13 protein-coding genes are annotated in these 15,447 nt (G+C 64.7%); 5 read left to right on the forward strand and 8 right to left on the reverse strand.

Going from position 1 to position 15,447, the window contains the following annotated elements; all coding sequences use genetic code 11:
• Positions 1-152: 152 nt before the first annotated feature.
• The 4 genes from JWQ24_RS04600 to JWQ24_RS04615 all read right to left on the reverse strand — a co-directional run bounded on the left by JWQ24_RS04600 (position 153) and on the right by JWQ24_RS04615 (position 5,067).
• Complete coding sequence (locus JWQ24_RS04600) at positions 153-1,256, reverse strand: alkene reductase (RefSeq protein ID WP_299804934.1); 1,104 nt, start codon at positions 1,254-1,256, stop codon at positions 153-155.
• A 176-nt stretch (positions 1,257-1,432) separates the two neighbouring features.
• Positions 1,433-1,936, reverse strand: a complete 504-nt coding sequence (locus tag JWQ24_RS04605; protein WP_299804937.1) for a DUF1993 family protein — start codon at positions 1,934-1,936, stop codon at positions 1,433-1,435.
• 119 nt (positions 1,937-2,055) lie between these two features.
• Complete coding sequence (locus JWQ24_RS04610; RefSeq protein WP_299805043.1) at positions 2,056-3,372, reverse strand: lytic murein transglycosylase; 1,317 nt, start codon at positions 3,370-3,372, stop codon at positions 2,056-2,058.
• A gap of 249 nt (positions 3,373-3,621) precedes the next feature.
• Entirely contained in the window at positions 3,622-5,067 is a 1,446-nt protein-coding gene (locus tag JWQ24_RS04615) for an XRE family transcriptional regulator (protein WP_299804940.1), read from the reverse strand.
• 212 nt (positions 5,068-5,279) lie between these two features.
• Here JWQ24_RS04615 and JWQ24_RS04620 point away from each other — a divergent pair, with 212 nt between their 5' ends.
• The 3 genes from JWQ24_RS04620 to JWQ24_RS04630 all read left to right on the forward strand — a co-directional run bounded on the left by JWQ24_RS04620 (position 5,280) and on the right by JWQ24_RS04630 (position 7,895).
• Positions 5,280-6,917, forward strand: coding sequence for an isocitrate lyase (locus JWQ24_RS04620; protein WP_299804943.1), 1,638 nt, complete (start codon positions 5,280-5,282; stop codon positions 6,915-6,917).
• Positions 6,918-6,938: 21 nt separating this feature from the next.
• Positions 6,939-7,145, forward strand: coding sequence for a hypothetical protein (locus JWQ24_RS04625; protein WP_299804946.1), 207 nt, complete (start codon positions 6,939-6,941; stop codon positions 7,143-7,145).
• A gap of 210 nt (positions 7,146-7,355) precedes the next feature.
• Positions 7,356-7,895 (forward strand): hypothetical protein, encoded by a 540-nt coding sequence (locus JWQ24_RS04630; protein ID WP_299804949.1) that lies wholly within the window; start codon positions 7,356-7,358, stop codon positions 7,893-7,895.
• A 73-nt stretch (positions 7,896-7,968) separates the two neighbouring features.
• Here the strand turns inward: JWQ24_RS04630 and JWQ24_RS04635 are convergent, their stop codons facing one another.
• Positions 7,969-8,850, reverse strand: a complete 882-nt coding sequence (locus JWQ24_RS04635) for a metallophosphoesterase (RefSeq protein WP_299804951.1) — start codon at positions 8,848-8,850, stop codon at positions 7,969-7,971.
• 94 nt (positions 8,851-8,944) lie between these two features.
• Here JWQ24_RS04635 and JWQ24_RS04640 point away from each other — a divergent pair, with 94 nt between their 5' ends.
• Both JWQ24_RS04640 and JWQ24_RS04645 read left to right on the forward strand, forming a co-directional pair.
• The gene (locus JWQ24_RS04640; protein WP_299804954.1) at positions 8,945-9,433 is read left to right on the forward strand and encodes an NUDIX domain-containing protein; all 489 of its coding nucleotides are present in this window, start codon (positions 8,945-8,947) and stop codon (positions 9,431-9,433) included.
• Between the two features lie 60 nt (positions 9,434-9,493).
• Entirely contained in the window at positions 9,494-10,006 is a 513-nt protein-coding gene (locus tag JWQ24_RS04645; RefSeq protein ID WP_299804957.1) for an N-acetyltransferase, read from the forward strand.
• Between the two features lie 137 nt (positions 10,007-10,143).
• Here the strand turns inward: JWQ24_RS04645 and JWQ24_RS04650 are convergent, their stop codons facing one another.
• From JWQ24_RS04650 to JWQ24_RS04660, 3 genes are all read right to left on the reverse strand, one after another.
• A complete protein-coding gene (locus tag JWQ24_RS04650) occupies positions 10,144-12,498 on the reverse strand; it encodes a TonB-dependent receptor (RefSeq protein WP_299804960.1) in 2,355 nt (784 codons plus the stop codon).
• A gap of 119 nt (positions 12,499-12,617) precedes the next feature.
• On the reverse strand, positions 12,618-12,992 hold the full coding sequence (locus JWQ24_RS04655; RefSeq protein ID WP_299804963.1) for a DUF2946 family protein: 375 nt from the start codon (positions 12,990-12,992) through the stop codon (positions 12,618-12,620).
• Between the two features lie 294 nt (positions 12,993-13,286).
• The gene (locus tag JWQ24_RS04660) at positions 13,287-15,350 is read right to left on the reverse strand and encodes a hypothetical protein (RefSeq protein WP_299804965.1); all 2,064 of its coding nucleotides are present in this window, start codon (positions 15,348-15,350) and stop codon (positions 13,287-13,289) included.
• Positions 15,351-15,447: the final 97 nt, after the last annotated feature.

Here is a 15,447-nt window from a genome sequence, read left to right on the forward strand (position 1 = left end):
ACTAGTGGCTGGGGGATCGCTCCCGGCCTTTTTGTTTTGTCGCTCCGGGCGCGCGCAGCTTGCGCGCGAACCCGGAATCTCGAGATGAATTACTTCGGGTTTCCGGGTCTGCGCGTGAAGACGCGCATCCCGGAATGACACGGAGCTTTGGTTTACTCCGCCGCCTGCCTGGCTTCAGCCAGCGTCGGATAGTCGGTGTAGCCCTTGGCGCCGCCGCCGTAGAAGGTCGCCTGGTCGGGCTTGTTGAGCGCCGAGCCGGTCTTCAGGCGTTCGACCAGATCGGGGTTCGAGATGAACGGCTTGCCGAAGGCGATCAGGTCGGCCTCACCGGCCGCCAGCACCTTCTCGGCGAGCGCGAGGTCGTAGGCGTTGTTGCCGATATAGGCGCCCTTGAAGCGCTTGCGCAGGCTGGCGTAGTCGAACGGCGCGTTGTCGCGCGGGCCGCCGGTGGCGCCCTCGACGACGTGCAGATAGACAAGCTTCTCCGCGCTCAGACCGTCGACGATGTAGTCGAACAGTTTTTGCGGATCGCTGTCGATGGCGGCGTCATTGGCAGGCGTCACCGGCGAGATGCGGATGCCGGTTCTGTCGGCACCGATTTCCTTCACGACGGCTTTGGTGACTTCGAGCATCAAGCGCGCGCGATTCTCGATCGAGCCGCCATATTCGTCGGTGCGCTTGTTGGTCGAGTCGCGCGCGAACTGTTCCAGCAGGTAACCGTTGGCGGCGTGGATTTCGACGCCGTCGAAGCCGGCTTCGATCGCGTTCTTCGCGGCAACCCGGTAATCCTCGATCAGTTCGGGAATCTCGGAAAGCTCCAGCGCGCGCGGCTCGGATGTTTCAGTGAAGGTGTTGTTGACGTAGGTCTTGCCCTTGGCGCGGATCGCGGATGGCGCGACCGGCTTGCCGTTGTTCGGCTGCAGGTCGGTGTGCGAGATGCGCCCGACGTGCCAGAGCTGGATGAAGATGTGGCCGCCCTTGGCATGCACGGCATCGGTTACTTTCTTCCAGCCGCCGATCTGTTCCTTGCTGTAGATGCCGGGGGTGTCCTGATAGCCCTGGCCCTGCTGCGAGATCTGGCTCGCTTCGGTAATCAGCAGACCCGCAGAGGCGCGCTGGGCGTAATATTCGACGGCGAGCGGATTGGGCACCAGGCCTGCGATCGCGCGGTTGCGCGTCAGCGGCGCCATCACGGTGCGGTTCGACAGGGTGATCGGGCCAAGCTTGTAGGGTTCGAAAAGTTTGGACGTGCTCATTTTGATTTTTCCGGGAAATGACCAATACGCTTGAAGTGTGCATTCGCGCGCGCCTTGGCAATGGCTGGCATGGCTGCATTCACGAACAGATGAAATGCACCGCGATCGCAGGATGATCGGGATAAAAATGCTTTCGGCCGCGCACCAGGCGGCCGAAACGCACCGTTGTCGGCCGCTCAGTTCGCGCCGAGAAAATCGCGCTTGCCGATTTCGACGCCGCTCATGCGCAGGATGCCGTGCGCGGTGGTGATGTGGAAATAGAAGCTCGGCAGCGAGAAGCTGGAGAGGAATTGCTGGCCCGACAGCGTGGTCGTTTGGCCGGGGCCGGTGGGGAAGGTGACCTCACGTGTCTCGCCGCCGTCGAACTGCGCAGGCTTGTAAGCCTTGAGGTAATCGATGGTCCTGGCAATTCGCGTCTGCAGTTCGTCAAACGTCGTTTCGACGTCGGGTGTCGACGGCACCTCACTGCCGGTCAGGCGCGCAACGCCCTTGGTGGCGAAATCGCAGGCCAGCTGGATCTGCCTGCGCAGCGGCAGCATGTCGGGAAACAGCCGTGCGTCGAGCAGGGTGGCCGGCTCGATCTTCCGGGTCGCGGCGTAGGCCTCGGCCTTCTTCAGGTTGGCGGACAGGCTGACCAGCATCTGCAGATAGGCCGGCACGGCGGAGTCGTAGAATGACATGTGGCGCTCTTTTTCAGTGAATTTACGCCGTGCAGCGCCGGCAAATAGAAAGATGCTGCTGCATGGACTTAGGGAGCCGTCCGCCGGGAACAACCGCGGCGCGGTTTTTATTTCACAGCTCAGCCGCCGCGCAGCCGCGCCAGTAATTCGGCGGTCGGCCAGGAATCAGCCGGCAGGCCGTATTTGACCTGCATCGCCTTCACCGCGGTGCGGCTCTGCTGGCCCATGATGCCGTCCACCTTGCCGACGTTGAAGCCGGCGCGGACCAGGAGTTGCTGCATCTCTTTCAATTCGTTGAACGGCAGTTGCGGGATCGGCGTCACCGGCAGCCGCATCCGCGGCGCACCGGCAATGCGGGTAGCGAGATAGCCGGCGGTGGTGGAATAGATCAGCGAGTTGTTCCATTCCGTGTAGGCGGCGAAATTGGCGTAAGCGAGAAACGCCGGGCCAAAGCGCCCCATCGGCAGCAGCAGTGACGTCGGCATATTGTCGTTCGGTAGCGGCCTGCCGTCCGGGTAGGTCACGCCGTATTGCGCCCATTTCGCGCGCGGCAACTGGACAGTGAGGTCGGCCTGGTCCCAAGGAAAACTAGACGGAACATTGGCGGAGACGCGCACTTCCTGCAGCCACGGCTCGCCGCGCCGCCATTTCAATCCGTTGGCAATGTAGTTCGCGGTCGAGCCGATCACGTCATCGGCTGATCGCAGCAGGTTGCGGTGGCCGTCGCCGTCATAGTCCACGGCGTAATTGTAGTAATGCGTCGGCAGAAATTGCGTCTGGCCGAGTTCGCCGGCCCACGAACCGATCATCTCGGCGGGCGCGAGATCGCCGCGATCGATGATCTTCAATGCGGCAATGGTCTCGTCCTGAAACATCTTCGAGCGCCGGCAGTCATAGGCCAGCGACACCAGCGAGGGCAGCGTCGACAGGTTGCCCATCTGCGCGCCGAAATCGCTCTCCAGCGCCCAGAATGCCGCGATCACCGCAGGCGGTACGCCGAATTCTTTCTCGGCGCGCGCGAACGCCGCCGCATGCTGTTTGATCTTGAGTTGCCCGTTCTGCATCCGGTAGTCCGCCGCCATCCGGCGCGAGAATTCGGTGAACGGCTGGCCGAACACCCGCTGGCCCCTGTCGCGGTTGACGATCCTGGGGTCGTAGACCAGCCACGGCGTCGCCGCGGCGATGGCGCGCGACGACACCCCGGCAGCGGAGGCTTGCTGCTTCAGCCCGGCAAGGAACTGGTCAAAACTCTGCCCGCCGTGGCAGGTGGCGCCGCGGAGGCTGGTTGCTGTGACGGGTCTGGCCGTCGTGGAGGCCGCTACCGGTCGGACCTGAACGGGTGGTGCGAACTGCGCGGATGCGGGCGAAGCAAGGTCGGCTATCGCGATCGCCGCAACAGAAATGATGGCTCGCATCCGCAAGGTCATTCGCAGCATAAGCACCGGCCTCTCCCCCGTCATGCCCGGCCTCGTGCCGGGCATCCACGTTCTCAATGCCCAAGGAATACAGACGTGGATGGCCGGGACAAGCCCGGCCATGACGGCGTTTCGACTTTCGCGTCGTCGCCACGTCTCGCTCCGTCATTGCGAGGAGCCCTTGCGAAGAAGCAATCCAGTCTTGCAGAGCTTGTGGCTTTCTGGATTGCTTCGCTTCGCTCGCAATGACGAGCCATTACTATCGGCGTCCTACAACTCCCGCGCATTGCTGAACGCAAAGCTCGATACCCGCCGCGTGTTCTCATCCAGTATCAGCGTCCGGGTGATCGGCGGCTCGGCGCGCTGGCTGCAGTTTTCGCGTTCGCAGAGCCGGCAGTTGACGCCGATCGGGGTGCCTTCGGTTTTTTCCAGATCCATCCCGGACGCATAGACCAGCTTGGAGGCGTGCCGGATTTCGCAGCCCAGCCCGATGGCGAAGCGCGGCTGCGGCTGGCCGTGCGGCGCGGGCGGCCGGCGCACCATCTGCGCGATCGAGAAATAGCGGCTGGCGTCGGGCAGTTCGATCACCTGCTTCAACAGGCGGTCCGGCGTGTCGAAGGTGGAGTGCACATTCCACAACGGGCAGGTGCCGCCGAATTTCGAGAACGGGAAAGTGCCCGACGAGAATCGCTTCGAAACGTTGCCGGCGTTATCCACGCGCAGCATGAAGAACGGCACGCCGCGTGCGGTCGGGCGTTGCAGCGTGGTGAGGCGGTGGCAGACCTGCTCGAAGCCGACATTGAAGCGCTGGCCGAGCACCTGCAGATCGTAGCTCAGTGCTTCCGCAGCGCCATGGAACGCTGCGTAAGGCATCAGCACCGCGGCGGCGAAGTAGTTCGCCAGCGTGATGCGGTACAGCCGCCGTGGCGTATCGTCGAGCGGGCCGGCGCGGCCGACGATGGCCTCGAAATGGCTGCTGCATTCGGACAGGCCGATCTGGAATGCGAGCTGGAAGGCGCGGCCGGGGCCATCGACCAGTTCGGAGATCAATAGCTGCCGGCGATGCCGGTCGAAACGGCGCAGCGTCTCGCGCATCACGTCGACCGGCATGATGCGGGTGACGACCGAGTGCCGCTCGCGCAGCCGCGTCGCAAGCGCGGAGTGGAGATCCTGCGCCGTCACGTTGATCTCGTCGCGCAGCGCTTCCGCGGCCTGCTCGAGTTCGGGGAAATAGTTGCGGTTGGCCTCGATCAGGTCCCGAACGCGCTCAATCGGGTTGGCCTCGTAATGGCCGCCCTCGTTGCGGTCGGCGAACTGCGCCGCCACCAGCGTTTCGCCGCGCCGGGCTTCGGCATAGGCGGCATACAGCCGCTGCAGCGCATGCGTCACGCCGGGGCAGAGTTCGGCGAGGTCGCGCAGCTCCTGCTTCGGCAGGTCGATCTGCCGGAATAGCGGGTCGGAGAAAATCTCGTTCAGTTCGGCGAAAAAGCGGTCCTCGTCGGCGGTGGCGAGGTCGCGCAAATCGAGGTCGTAGGTCTGCGCCAGCCGCATCAGGAGCTGCGCGGTCACCGGGCGCTGGTTGCGCTCGATCAGGTTGATGTAGCTCGGCGAGATGCCCAGCCCCTCGGCGATCTGGGTCTGCGACAGGCCGAGTTGCTGGCGAATCCGCCGGAAACGGGGGCCGACGAACAGTTTTTTTGCGGAGTCGCCAGCCATCGCCCGATACCTGTTTGTGACAATTTTTACAAAATGACATTTGTTACAAGTCGTGATGTTACATTGCATCACCATTAAAACACAAGACATCTGGACGAAATCGGCTTTATGGCGTTTAGCTTTCGGTACGTTACGCAACGATCTGTCACGAATGTCGAAACGATGTCGAAGATAAGAGTTGCGGATTTTTCGTCATCGAAGGGATCAGGGACATGAACTTCCAGCCACGTGGGATCAGCGATCTGGCCATCCAGGGGCCAGCTTCCTATCAGAGCGAAATCAAGGCGGCCGAAGCGCTGCTCAAGGACAAGGACACCTGGAACGGCGTCAACGCCGAAGCCGTGGCCCGCATGCGCCTGCAGAACCGCTTCAAGACCGGCCTCGATATCGCGCGCTACACCGCGTCGCTGATGCGCGCCGATATGGCCGCCTATGATGCCGATCCCACCAAGTACACCCAGTCGCTCGGCTGCTGGCACGGCTTTATCGCCCAGCAGAAGATGATCTCGGTGAAGAAGCATTTCGGCACCACCGATCGCACCTATCTCTACCTGTCGGGCTGGATGATCGCTGCGCTGCGTTCGGAATTCGGCCCGCTGCCGGACCAGTCGATGCACGAGAAGACCTCGGTGCCGGCGCTGATTGAAGAGCTCTACACCTTCCTGCGTCAGGCGGATTCCCGCGAGCTCAACGACATCTTCCGCAACCTCGACGCCGCGCGCAAGGCCGGCGACAAGGCGACGGAAGAGGCGATGATCGAGAAGATCGACAACTTCCAGACCCACGTCGTGCCTGTCATCGCCGACATCGATGCCGGCTTCGGCAATGCCGAAGCGACCTATCTGCTCGCCAAGAAGATGATCGAAGCAGGCGCGTGCGCCCTGCAGATCGAAAATCAGGTCTCGGATGAGAAGCAGTGCGGCCATCAGGACGGCAAGGTCACCGTGCCGCACGAAGGCTTCCTCGCGAAGATCCGTGCCTGCCGCCACGCGTTCCTGGAAATGGGCGTCGAGGACGGCATCATCGTGACCCGCACGGACTCGCTCGGCGCAGGCCTCACGCAGCAGATCGCTGTCAGCCACAAGCCCGGCGATCTCGGCGACCAGTACAACAGCTTCCTCGACTGTGAAGAGATCACGGCCGAGAACGCCCGCAACGGCGACGTCATCATCAACCGTGGCGGCAAGATGCTGCGTCCCAAGCGCTTGCCCAGCAATCTCTACCAGTTCCGCGCCGGAACGGGTGAAGACCGCTGCGTGCTCGACAGCATCACCTCGCTGCAGAACGGCGCTGACCTGCTGTGGATCGAGACCGAGAAGCCTAATATCGAGCAGATCGCCAAGATGGTCGATCGTGTCCGCGAGGTGATCCCGAACGCGAAGCTGGCCTACAACAATTCGCCGTCGTTCAACTGGACGCTCAATTTCCGTTGGCAGGTTTACGATGCGATGAAGGAAGCCGGCAAGGATGTCAGCAAGTACAACCGTGCCGAGCTGATGAAGGTGGAGTACGACGGCACGCCGCTGGCGATCGAAGCCGACGAGCTCATCCGCACGTTCCAGGCTGATTCAGCCAAGCGCGCCGGCATCTTCCATCATCTGATCACGTTGCCGACCTATCACACGGCAGCGCTTTCGACGGACAATCTCGCAAAGGCGTATTTCGGCGAGCAGGGCATGCTGGGCTACGTGAAGAATGTGCAGCGTCAGGAAATCCGTCAGGGCATCGCCTGCGCGAAGCATCAGAACATGGCCGGCTCCGACATCGGCGATGATCACAAGGAATACTTCGCCGGTGAGGCCGCTCTGAAGGCCGGCGGCGCGCACAACACGATGAACCAGTTCGGCTAACCGCAACAACAGGAGGCTATCATGTCAGGCAGCAATTTTTGGGTGATCGGCGGCGAGTTCGGTTCGATGAACTTCCACAAGCTGGTCGAAGGTTCGGCGCAGGTGCAGGGTCCGTTCAAGACCCGGCAGGAAGCGGAAGACGCCTGGAAGAGCGTCTCCGAGGAAAACCGGCATCGCGCCGGCGTGCGGTTCTCGATCGTCGAGGAACCGCAGCGCGCGATGGCCTGACGGCCTAAGTCTGGAAGCCAAGTCTGGAAACAAAGTCTGGATAACCAAGTCTAGAGCGTCGTCCAGGGACTTCAGCGGCCTCATCCGGGCAACCGGGTGGGGCTGTTGTTGCGTGGTCGGGCAGAAGTGTCTGGAAACAAACGGCCTTTTCCGGACCCATGGTTACTGATAGGTTAATTTCGATGAGAATGGCGTCACAGAGCCGGGAGTATGTCGGACGTGCCACCCCGCGGAATCCAACCCGAAGAAAGGCCGATGCGGCTGCGCGATGCGCTGCGTCGTGCGCGGATCGAGGCGGCGGACCGCAGCGCCGTGGTGGTCGAGTTGCGCGACGCCGAGGTGGCGCGGCTGGAGATTCTCAACGACGCGCTGGATTCTCTGTTCGACGAAATTCCGCCGCAGGTTGATCTGTTCGACCGCGGCATCAGCCAGGGCGAAACGCCGCGGCTGTGGATCGACATGGTCGCCCATGTCGCGATGGGCCGCGACAAGCGCATCTACCGTTTCGTGCAGGACACCCGCTCCGGCCGCGTGGTGCTCGCGGAATCGCACGACGTCCCTGTCATCGTGAAGGCCGTGATCGACTACGTTGCGCGCCGTTTGATCGAGCGCGAACACGCATTGGTGTCGGCGCCGTCAGCGGTCGTCAGCAAGCCGCGGCGCCGGTTTCCGGCATTTGTCCTGGGCATGGCCGTCGGCGCGCTGGCGCTGTTCGGCGTAGCGCTGGTCGTGGCGGCGCTGGGATATTGAGTTGCGTCACTGTCATTCCGGGATGCGCTTCCGTCGGCTGCGCCGACTGAAACGCATCCCGGAATGACAGTCGCTATATCAGTACGGCCTTTTGCAACTCGTGTATCCCAGTCCCGTCGCCAAACCCGCGCACCGTCTGCGCGCAGTGCCACCGATCGCCCGCGCGTTCGATCGCAAACAGATTGTACGCCGCCGCCGGCCGATGCCCGTCGGCGATTGACGATGCCGACGGCACGCCGATCGCAGGAATGCGGCCGCTCGGCCCCTCGAACCACATCGTCGAATGGATATGGTCGTGGCCGTGCAGGATCAGCTCGACGCCATGGCGCTTCAGCACGATCTGCAAAGCCTCGGAATCGGTCAGGCGTTTGTATTTGTGTTTGGAACGTAGCGGATGGTGGATCAGCAGCACGCGACAAAGCTGTGCAGCCGACAAATCGCCCAGCATCCGGTCGAGCGCGTCGAGCTGCGCCTTGCCGAGCGTGCCTGTCGCCATGAAGGGCGCGGTCGGCACCGCGGTGGAGAGGCCGATCAGCGCCAGCGGTCCCCTGCGTTGCAGATAGGGGAAGCCCGGGGCGCCGTGGTCGCCGCGCATGTAATCGCCGAACGTCCTGGCAAAGCGCGGCACGGCGTCGTTGGTGTAGGCGTCGTGATTGCCCGGCACGAGGCTGACGTGATCCGGCGTCCCGACGCTCTCGAGCCAGGCCCGGGCGGGCGCGAATTCCGCGGCCAAAGCGAGGTTGACGAGGTCGCCGGTGACGGCGATGTGGTCCGGCCGCTGCCCCTTGAGGTCGGCAACGAGGGCATCGAGCACGGTGCTTTGGTGGATGCGGTGCCGGTTGCGGGTCCAGTTGAGATAGCCGAGTATCCGCTTGCCGAGCAGTTCGGCCAGATCAGGCTGCGGCAGCGGCGGGACATGCGCGTCCGACAGGTGCGCGAGCGTAAACGTGGTCATCGGTCATGCACCCTGTGAAATCCTGCAATGGTTTGGCAAGGTGGCGGATGTTACGCAAGGACCAGCCGTCAGCCAGACCAGGACGCCCGCCGCGATGACCGACCCGACCCTGCGGCAGCGGCTCGAGCCGTATCTGCGAAAAATCTTCCACCTGTATTTCCGCTTTGCCCGCGGCATGACGCTCGGCGTTCGTGCGGTGGTGCTGGATGCCGATCACCGCGTGTTTCTGGTCAGGCATACCTATGTCTCCGGCTGGTACCTGCCGGGCGGCGGCGTCGAGGTCGGCCAGAGTTTCAGCGAGGCACTCGTTCGCGAACTGATGGAGGAGGGCCGCATCGAGGTGCTGGGCTCCCCGGTGTTGCTCGGCGTCTATTTCAACAGCCATGTCTCGGTGCGCGACCACGTCGCGGTCTACGTCGTCCGGGCGTTTCGGCAGGACCGGATGCCGGAGCCGAACCGCGAGATCGCCGAAACCGGCTTCTTTGCCGTGGATGCGCTGCCCGGGGACACCACGGAAGGCACCAGGCTGCGGATCGCCGAGGTGCTGGGCGGCCGGCCGGTGGGCGCCACCTGGCGGGACTGATCCTGTTGCTTGCGCCCGCGATGGACCGGGGCGTCGCCAAATGCTATCCCGCCCCCCGACATGACCGATCTCTCCCTTACCATCCTGGCGGAAAACGCCAACGACGCCCAGATCATCGAGCGTCTTCATGCCCGTACCTTCGGGCCCGGCCGCTACGTGCTGTCAGCCTACCGCTTGCGCGAGCAGGTCGGCCACCTGCCGGCACTGTCCTTCACGGCACGGATCGGCACGTTGCTGGTCGGCTCTGTCAGGCAATTGCCGATCTGTGTGGGCCAGACGCGGGCGCTGCTGCTCGGCCCGCTGACGGTGGAGCCGCCGTTCCGCAGCCGCGGCGTCGGCCGCGCGCTGCTCGATCGCGCCATCGGCGACGCCCGCAAGGCCGGCCACCGGCTGATCGTGCTGGTCGGCGACGAGCCCTATTACAGCCGGGTCGGTTTCAAGCTGATCCCGCCGGGTTCGGTGACGATGCCCGGCCCGGTTGACAAGAAGCGCCTTCTGGTGCTGGAGCTCGTCGATGGCGCCGCCGACGGAATCGCCGGCGCGATCCGGCCGGACTGGGACGCGGGGAAGTAACTCTCCGTCATTCCGGGGCGCGAGCGCACCAGCGCGAGCGAACCCGGAACCTGGAGGCGTGACGATGAACATCTCGAGGTTCCGGGCCTGCACCAGCCGGCTTCGCCGTCTGCTGCATCCCGGAACGACAGAAGTGTTCAGAACTTCAAATTCGCAAACGCCCGCACATTCAGCCCGGGCATCAGCACGTCGTTCTTGTTGTAGGACGAGGCGTTGCGGATGTTCTCGTTGAGCAGGTTGTTGCCGACCAGCCCCACGGTCATCTCCTTCGCGCCATAGATCCGCGGATCGAGTTTCGTATTGTAGCTCACTTCCGCCTTCAGCAGATTGTAGCCATCGGTCGGCGTCTCCGCGATCACGGCGACATCGTTTTGCGCAAAGGCGTGCAGCAGGTTGATGCGGGTCAACCAGTTGGCATCGCGCCAGAACAGTCCGCCGCCGGCGCGTACCGGCGGGATTCGCGGCACGTTGCTGCCGTCCGCAAAGGTCGCGCGCACGATGTCGGCCTGGGCCTCGATGCCCCAGGTGCCGCCGTAGATCTGCGCGACATCGAGCTGGCTCTGGAATTCACCGCCGCGGAAGGTGGCGTCGCGCTGCGAGTAGATCGCCTGGTTCAGCTCCAGGCCGGGACCGGCGACGCAGACGCCATCGCCGCAGGTGTTGCCGGTGAGGCGACGATAGATGAAGCCGTTGAACTGGGTGTAGTAGCCGGTCAGTTCGAAGCGGAACGGCCCGGTGGCGCGGCGCAAGCCGACTTCCACCGACCTGGCGGTCTCGATGCCGAGATCGGGATTGCCGATGTCGAACGTCGTCGTCGCATCATGACCGCCGCGCGAAAACAGTTCGGCGGCCTTCGGCGCGCGCTCGACATATTGCCCGGTGACGCTGGCCGAAAGATTCCACGGCAGCGCCTGGATCAGGCCGAGGCTGAAACTCTTCGGCGTGAACGACAGGTCGCGCCCGGTGGCCGCGCCGATAGCGCCGGGATCGGCTGCGAGGTCGAACGTGTCCGGAATGACGCTCGGCGTCGTGCCGGTGAGGTTGACGTGCTCGATGCGGCCGGCGACCTGCGCCTTGGTGGTCTCGGTGAACTTCAGCTCGTTGAACACATAGCCCGCCACCTTGGTGTTCTTGTTGGGATCCCACAATCCGTTCAGCGGACTGGTCGGGTCGTCGGGGCTCGGCGCCGTCAGTTCCTGATGGCTGGCCTGCACGCCGAACGCGGTGGTCACCGTGGCGAAGCGGGCGTTGAACGGCATCATCTGCAGTTCGATGCGGCCTTCCTGTTCCTTGTTGGTGAAGCGCTGGCGCACGCCGTCCGTCGTCGGATCATTGGGATCGGCGAGTCCGATCTCGCTGTGGCGATAGTCGGTGATCCCCGCCCAGAACCGGATGGCCTCGATCGCCGCGGCGTCCGGGCGGTACTCGCCCTTGGTGGTGAACTTGGTCTGGTGGCCGTCGATCCGCGTGCCGGCCGCCGCGGCTTCGCTGCCGGGGATATGATAGATGGTGTCGTTCTGCGTCAGCGCCGCGCCGATGAAGCCGCCGTCGAAGATCCAGGAGCCGCCGAGCGACGCGCCGCTCGACTGCATCGACGAATTCGGCTGGCGGCCGTTGAAGGCCTGGCCGGGGGCGGCATAGGGATAGCTCGGCACGTTGTAATCACTGGCGCGGCGGCCGTAGACGTCGGCATGAACCGCGACATTGCCGCCAGCGGCATCCAGCAGGATGCCGCCCTCGACGCCGCGATCGCCGGACGAGATCGAGGTCCGCGTCTCGGCATTCATGCACGACGCCTGCGTGCCGATCGAAGGCGCTTTGGCGGGCAGGCCATAGCTCTGGAACGGCGCCACGGCGCAGGCCGGCAGCGCATCGGGAATCCGGTTGTTGCTCGCCGAGACCACGCCGCCGATCGACTGCGAACCGTAGCGCAAGGTGGCGGGGCCGCGGATCACCTCGACCTGGTTGGTCGCGAACGGATCGACCGGGACGAAGTGATCTTCGCCGAGATCGGAGGCGCCGTTGCTACTGACGCCGTTCTCGACGATGCCGACGCGGTTGACGTCGAGCCCCCGGATGATCGGCCGGCTCGCCGCGCCGGGCGCGTAGCCGGAAGACGTGATGCCCGGTTTGGAGAACAAGAGGTCGCCAAGCGTGGTGGCGCCGGAACGGCGGATCTCTTCATTCGGGATCACGGTGACGGTAGCGAACTGGTCGGTCACCACAGGCAGCACGCCCTGCTGTGGTGCTGGCGCAGCCGCGGTGTCGGCGGGCGGTTGGCCGGCGTTGCGGCCGGGAGCGGCGCGCACGATGCGGGCGGGCGCACGCACCACGGCGGGCTTGCGGCGCGCGATCGGGCTCGGCGCGTTGACCGTGACGGCGGGCAGTTCGGTGGGGGCCGCGCTTTGCGCAAGCGCTGCGCCATCGAGCAGGCCGAGTCCGGCGATGGCGGAGCCGCCGAGCAGCACGGCGCGATTGAAACGGAATGGCATGGTGTGTCCTGACTATGCCGGCGCTACCGCGATGAACGAGGCGCGAACCGGGATCTGCGGGGCAGATCGAACCCTGAAAAGATCGCCGTGCGAATGCAGCGATCAGCAAAGCTTCAAGGTCAGGAGAGTGGTGGAGCGCGCGGCTGGAACGCGACGCCGGGCGTGGCGAGATCGACGAATTCAGCCGGTGTGGCGATCCGCCGGAATTCCATGGCCGGCGGCAGTTCGAGGACCGGCGGCGTCGCTGACAGCATCGTGCCGGCCATCGCCGTGACGGCGCAGATGTCGCATTGGTCGGCCGGGTGCTGGTCGTGGGCGGGGCCGGCAGGCGGCTGCGCCAGTTCGATCGACGCGCCGCCGGGCGAAGCCACCGCGCGGTCGGCATGGAAATGGCCGAACGCCAGCACCATCTGGATCGCCAGCGCGAACAGCGCCAGCCGGGATCCCTGTGTGATGTGCCTACGAAACCAGTTCATGCCGAAAACGCCCTGCATCGGACGGGAAGCGATCTCCGCCGCAGCCGATGTTATAATATAACATCGCGGGAATGGCGCGGGGTGTCAACGGGGGAGGATCGTCGGGGCGCCCGGGCATGCCGAAACCGCCGAGCTGTGGGATTGCAGCAACGTTCGGTCGTTTCCTGGATGTGGTGCAGCGTTTCTTTACGCTGCTCCGCAGATCTAGGATCCCGGTTGCTACCTAAACAACCGGGACCCCGGAACAGCAGCGCACCACGCCGCAAGTGCGACGCGTTGCGCAGCATCCGGGGAACGACACCTGCGCGAGAGTTACCGGCTCTCCCGCAGCCACGTTGCCGCAAACGCTCCCAGCAGCAGCAGAAGCCCGATCAGCCCGGCGAAGATTGGTAGCACGCCGACGCCGCGGACTACGCTGGCGTCGCGCATGTGGACGCCCATCCAGCCGTCGCCGCGGAAGATGGTGGAAGCGCGGATCGGCACGATACGCGGCACTTCCACGCCCGAGCCTTCGTTGATGCGGCGGGCGTCGCCGCCGGTGGCCTGCGCCAGCGGGCGCAGCGTTTCCGTGGTCGAGGTGACCTCGGAGAATTCCTTGGGGTTGATTGGGCCGACATTGATCAGCGCCTTCAGCGTGCCGTCGGTGGCGGCCCACAGGCCGAGCTCGTCGGCCGGCGTAGAGGCACGCCACAGCCCGGGCTCGCCGGCGCTGAGTGTCAACTCGCGGGTCTTGCCGGACGGCGAGGTGATCGTCACCGGGGTCACCGTGTCGCCCATGGTCTGGCGCTGCACGACCAGATCCTTGCCGGCGCTCTGCAGCTTCAGGGCTTCCTCGTCGAGGTCAGGCTGCTTCATCAGCCAGTGCGACATTCTTCTCAGCAGATCGAGATGCGGGCCGCCGCCTTCATAGCCGCGCGCCCACAGCCAGATGTGATCCGACAGCAGGAGTGCGACGCGGCCCTCGCCGGAGCGCGACAGCAGCAGCAGCGGCTTGCCATCGGCGCCGGTCATCACCGGCGGCGTGGTGGTGTTGCGGGTGTCCACGGTGCGGAAGAAGCGGCTCCATTTCGGCGGCTCCGTCGCGCCGCCCTCCAGCCCGCGCGTCACCGGATGGCGTTTGCCGACGTCCGACAGGTGCGCATAGAACGGCTTCTCGGTGACCCCCACCGGCTCGGCCGGCAGCACCGAGTCCAGCGGCGTGCGCCAGATGCTTGTGTTCGAAGCGTAGTCCGGGCCCGCCGACACCAGCACCGCGCCGCCGTTGCGGACATAGCGCGCGATATTGTCGAAATAGGCGATCGGCAGCACGCCCTGGCGGGCGTAGCGGTCGAAGATGATCAGCTGGAATTCGTTGATCTTCTGCTGGAACAGCTCGCGGGTCGGAAATGCGATCAGCGACAGTTCGTTGATCGGCGTGCCGTCCTGCTTCTCCGGCGGCCGCAGAATGGTGAAGTGCACGAGGTCGATCGACGCGTCGGACTTGAGAAGATTGCGCCAGGTGCGCTCGCCGGAATGCGGCTCGCCTGACACCAGCAGCACGCGCAACTTGTCGCGCACGCCGTCGATCGCGACCACCGCGCGGTTATTGACCAGCGTGAGTTCGTTCTCCAGCGGCGAGGCCTCGATCTCGACGATATTCGGGCCGGCGTGCTTGATATCAATGTCGATGCTGACGGTCTGGCCGGAGATCACCGTGCGCTCGTTGATGGTGTCACCGTCGCGGCGCACGACGACGCGGGCGCGCTCGCCGGTGACGCCTTGGTCGTCGAGCCGGTAGGTAACAGTTTGCGACTGCCCGACGATGCCGAAGCGCGGGGCGGCCACGATCGCGATGCGGCGGTCGCGCTCGTCCTTGCGGCCGGTGATCAGCGCATGCACCGGCGCGGTGAATCCGAGCGCGGACATGTTTGCCGGAATGTCATGGACGCGGCCGTCGGTGATCAGGAAGGCGCCGGCGACGCGGTCGGTCGGCACGTCGGACAAGGCAGAGGACAGCGCGCCGAACAGTTTGGTGCCGTCGGTCTCGCCATCGGCCTGTCCGGCCTCGACGACGCGGACCTCAAGCCCCTTGACCTGCTTCAGGCGGTCGATCAGTTGCTTCTGCGCTTCGGCGGTTTCCTTGTTGCGCTCGCCAAAATTCTGGCTCGGGCTCTTGTCGATCACCACGGCGGCGACGGACGTCAGCGGTTCTCGTTCCTCGCGAGTGAATGACGGGTTCGCCAGCGCCAGCAGGATCAGCGCCAGCGCCGCCAGTCGCACGAACGTGCCGCGCGCGCGGCCGACCAGCAGCAGCACCGCGATGACGATGATCGCAGCGAGGCCGATCCACAGCACGAGGCTGGGCACGAGCGGCGTGAAGGCGATGCCGTAGTTCATTTAGAGCTCCTCGTCATTGCGAGGAGCGAAGCGACGCGGCAATCCAGAAGGCGACAAACGAAGGCTGGATTGCTTCGTCGCAAGGGCTCCTCGCAAT

Source organism: Tardiphaga sp., from assembly GCF_028290495.1.
Classification (GTDB): domain Bacteria; phylum Pseudomonadota; class Alphaproteobacteria; order Rhizobiales; family Xanthobacteraceae; genus Tardiphaga.

Excerpts from the sequence above, each read along its gene's own strand:
- JWQ24_RS04600 (WP_299804934.1), bottom strand. The coding sequence starts at position 1,256 with ATGAGCACGTCCAAACTTTTCGAACCCTACAAGCTTGGCCCGATCACC.
- JWQ24_RS04605 (WP_299804937.1), bottom strand. The coding sequence starts at position 1,936 with ATGTCATTCTACGACTCCGCCGTGCCGGCCTATCTGCAGATGCTGGTC.
- JWQ24_RS04610 (WP_299805043.1), bottom strand. The coding sequence starts at position 3,372 with ATGCTGCGAATGACCTTGCGGATGCGAGCCATCATTTCTGTTGCGGCG.
- JWQ24_RS04615 (WP_299804940.1), bottom strand. The coding sequence starts at position 5,067 with ATGGCTGGCGACTCCGCAAAAAAACTGTTCGTCGGCCCCCGTTTCCGG.
- JWQ24_RS04620 (WP_299804943.1), top strand. The coding sequence starts at position 5,280 with ATGAACTTCCAGCCACGTGGGATCAGCGATCTGGCCATCCAGGGGCCA.
- JWQ24_RS04625 (WP_299804946.1), top strand. The coding sequence starts at position 6,939 with ATGTCAGGCAGCAATTTTTGGGTGATCGGCGGCGAGTTCGGTTCGATG.
- JWQ24_RS04630 (WP_299804949.1), top strand. The coding sequence starts at position 7,356 with ATGTCGGACGTGCCACCCCGCGGAATCCAACCCGAAGAAAGGCCGATG.
- JWQ24_RS04635 (WP_299804951.1), bottom strand. The coding sequence starts at position 8,850 with ATGACCACGTTTACGCTCGCGCACCTGTCGGACGCGCATGTCCCGCCG.
- JWQ24_RS04640 (WP_299804954.1), top strand. The coding sequence starts at position 8,945 with ATGACCGACCCGACCCTGCGGCAGCGGCTCGAGCCGTATCTGCGAAAA.
- JWQ24_RS04645 (WP_299804957.1), top strand. The coding sequence starts at position 9,494 with ATGACCGATCTCTCCCTTACCATCCTGGCGGAAAACGCCAACGACGCC.
- JWQ24_RS04650 (WP_299804960.1), bottom strand. The coding sequence starts at position 12,498 with ATGCCATTCCGTTTCAATCGCGCCGTGCTGCTCGGCGGCTCCGCCATC.
- JWQ24_RS04655 (WP_299804963.1), bottom strand. The coding sequence starts at position 12,992 with ATGCAGGGCGTTTTCGGCATGAACTGGTTTCGTAGGCACATCACACAG.
- JWQ24_RS04660 (WP_299804965.1), bottom strand. The coding sequence starts at position 15,350 with ATGAACTACGGCATCGCCTTCACGCCGCTCGTGCCCAGCCTCGTGCTG.